General features: G+C 34.9%; 1 protein-coding gene and 1 pseudogene. One reads left to right on the forward strand and one right to left on the reverse strand.

Going from position 1 to position 3443, the window contains the following annotated elements; translation table 11 throughout:
- Nucleotides 1–2465: pseudogene (locus tag FQU23_RS16050) on the reverse strand (Ig domain-containing protein); the annotation flags it as partial.
- Nucleotides 2466–2843: 378 nt separating this feature from the next.
- Here FQU23_RS16050 and FQU23_RS16055 point away from each other — a divergent pair.
- Complete coding sequence (locus tag FQU23_RS16055; protein WP_245181140.1) at nucleotides 2844–3338, forward strand: transposase; 495 nt, start codon at nucleotides 2844–2846, stop codon at nucleotides 3336–3338.
- The last annotated feature ends 105 nt before the right edge of the window (nucleotides 3339–3443 follow it).

Consider the following 3443-nt stretch of genomic DNA (forward strand, 5'->3'; position numbering starts at 1 on the left):
CCATTACTATTTGTGTACGTAATTACACTTGTACCACCTGAAACTCCTGTCACAACTCCAGAATCATTTACGGTAGCAACACTTGGAGTAGCAGATACCCACGGATTAGTAGCATTTGGTGTCGCCGAACCAGTTAGAGTCGTTGAAAAGCCAATACAAACGCTTGGAGTGCCAGTTATCGTTGGCAAAGGATTTACATTTATTGCTTGAGTAACAGTGCAACCATTACTATTGGTATATGTAATTACACTTGTACCAGCTGCAACTCCCGTTACAACTCCAGAACTATTAACTGTAGCTACACTTGGACTAGCAGATACCCAAGGATTTGCGTCATTTGCAGTAGCTGAACCTGTTAATGTAGTTGTTAATCCTACACAAACAGTCAAAGCTCCAGTTATCGTTGGCAAAGGATTTACAGTAAACGTTTGTGTTATTTCACATCCATTACTATTGGTATAGGTTATTAAACTAGTACCAACTGAAACCCCAGTTACAACCCCAGTACTATTTATCGTAGCGATACTCGGGGAAGCGGATACCCATGGATTTGTAGCGTTTGGTGTAGCTGAGCCTGTTAATGTTGTTGTTAATCCAATACAAACGTTTAGAGTACCAGTTATGGTTGGCAAAGAATTCACAGTTACTGTTTGAGTAACGGTACAACCATTGCTATTGGTATATGTAATTACACTTGTACCAGCTGAAACTCCTGTTACAACTCCAGAACTATTAACTGTAGCTACACTTGGACTAGCAGATACCCAAGGATTGGTAGCATTTGGAGTAACCGACCCTGTTAATGTTATGGTAGAACCCACACAAACAGTCAAAGTACCTGTTATCGTTGGCAAAGGATTTACCGTTATTGTTTGCGTAATTGTACAACCATTAATATCAGTATATCTTATCAAACTAGTACCAGCTGAAACTCCTGTTACAACTCCAGAACTACTAATAGTAGCTACACTTGGAGTAGCAGACGTCCATGGATTTGTAGTATTTGGTGTACCTGAACCTGTTAACGAAGTTGTCAAACCAAAACATACAGTTGAATTACCAGATATTGTTGGCAAAGGAGCAATATTAATTGTCTTTGAATCCTCTATATAACAATGCTTTAAAGCATCACCAGATACAACTACGGCATTAGGACTTTCACTATTATAATCCACAAATCCAGTACCATAATCGACTATTTTTATTAGTTCTGGACTTAAAAATGAATTAGTTACAATATTTTCTTGCATCGTAAGCGCAAAAAATTTAATATCTCCAACAGTGTACCCAAGAAGTGCCTTCAAAACTCCAACTTCGAAACCTAAATTATAATCATTAATTCCAGAATTTCCAGAATTAACTCCCATGGAAGCAGAGGGAGATCCAGTAGAGGCGCTTCCTAAATTAACTTTTGTAGATGTACCCGATTTTAACTCTATAACATCCGCAAAATAAGTAGTTCCCCCATCACTAGATTGTATTGCTAAACAATAATCCGGAAAAAAATAAGAATCAAAATTATTATATGGATTATTATTATTGAAATAATTAAATCCTTTTACTAATTGAGCTGTTATGGGTTCGTCTCCATAATTAGCAATATTAAAGCCTCCGGGTTTTGTATCTAAAAACAGCAACATACTTTTATCACCACCTAATTTACCCGAGATACCAAAAACCAATTGATCTTCAGATGAACTCATTTTAACAGAATTAATATAACCATCAACTGCATTAGGGGACAGAGCTGCCGACATCAAATTATCTTCCAAAGCCCCAGTGCCCCATGCGGTTTCAGTAATTACACCATCATAGATAACACCATACCTAGAACGAACTTTAACTGTTTGACCATCCGTTAAATCACTTGTAGAAAAGGTATTACTAGTTGACATCGCTTGCTTAATACTTCCGTCAACTAAAAATTCATAAAAATTACCACCACCAGTCGCTGTAAAAACAATTGGCTCACCCTGGCAAATAGCATTTCCAGAAGTCGACATAGATAAAATTACAGTAGGAGGATTGACATAAACCGAAGCAACAACCGGAACCCGGACACTAAAATCAGTACCAGAACGAGTCCGCACATAATAAGTAGTCGTAGAACCGATTAAAGGTGCATAAATAGACCCTGTATGCAAAATAGATGATGATGATTGACTACCATACCACTCTAAAACATCTCCACTACCACCAGAAGCATTAAGAAAAACTTGCACTGTAGCTTGAGAAGCATCTTTACAAGCACTACCAGCAGTAGTTAATGGTGGAGGAATTATCGCCTTTGTTCCAACTGTTTTTGAGGCGAAACTCTTCTTTTTAACAGTATCGTTTAAACTTCCAGATGCCTTTAGCTGTAAATTTTGCTTATAATTATTTATAATATGCTCGAAATTTTTGGCTTCAACTTTACTTCCGAAAAATGAAAAAAACAATAAAAATAAAAGTAATTTATTTTTCATATAATATTTTTTATAAAATTAAAACTTAAGAGCAAGACTCCACAGAACTATCCGTTGAATTAAAAAAAATAAAAGTAAAGTTTTATTTTGGCAAAGCCAATGAAATTTTAATATATAATTAACAAAATAATAAACAATATTTTAAATTTTGGTACTGCTATGCAACGAGTCAAGTTAAACATTACACCTTCCTACACTACAAACAAAAACATATACAAATCAACGGAAAGGCTTGCAATAAATCCAAACAGTAAAAAATTGTCCACACAAACCCGAACATATATTGATAATTAATTTTTACTACTCCACAGGTTTTCGTTATGATCCCTCGAAGCTTTACAAGAAATCAGGATTAAATATAGGTGGCAAGCAATTGATATGGAGAATGATGCTATTGAACAAGCCAAGAAAACAAAAAATAAATATGAACCTTTAATATTGTCTAACGGCGACACCATTAAACAATTGTTAGCTAGAAGTAGGTACATCTTGTATAAAAACAAATCAAAATGGTCCGAAAATCAAACCCAAAGAGCCAAATTGTTATTCGAATTATATCCTGATATTGAAAAAGCATATAGCCTTGCTCAAGACTTAAGAAATGTATTTGAAATTACTACTGATAAAATCTACGGCTTAAGCAGATTAGCAAAATGGCATGAAAAAGTAAATCAAGCTGAATTTAAATCATTTAATACCATATCTAGATCAATACAGAATCATTATCAAACAATCGCAAACTATTTTGACAACAGAAGCACTAATGCATCAGCGGAATCCTTTAATGCGAAGATAAAAGCGTTTAGGTCTCAATTTAGAGGTGTAAGAAACATTGAGTTTTTCCTCTTTAGGCTAACTTGTATATATGCCTAATTTTTGCTACTCCACAGCTTTTCGTTATGATCCTATATATGTATCCGATTCCAAGTTAGAATCCGATTTAAAACAAAAAAGCCTATCTTTTCAGATAGGCTTTTC

The organism is Flavobacterium sp. XN-5 (assembly GCF_008033395.2).
Taxonomy (GTDB): Bacteria; Bacteroidota; Bacteroidia; order Flavobacteriales; family Flavobacteriaceae; genus Flavobacterium; species Flavobacterium hiemivividum.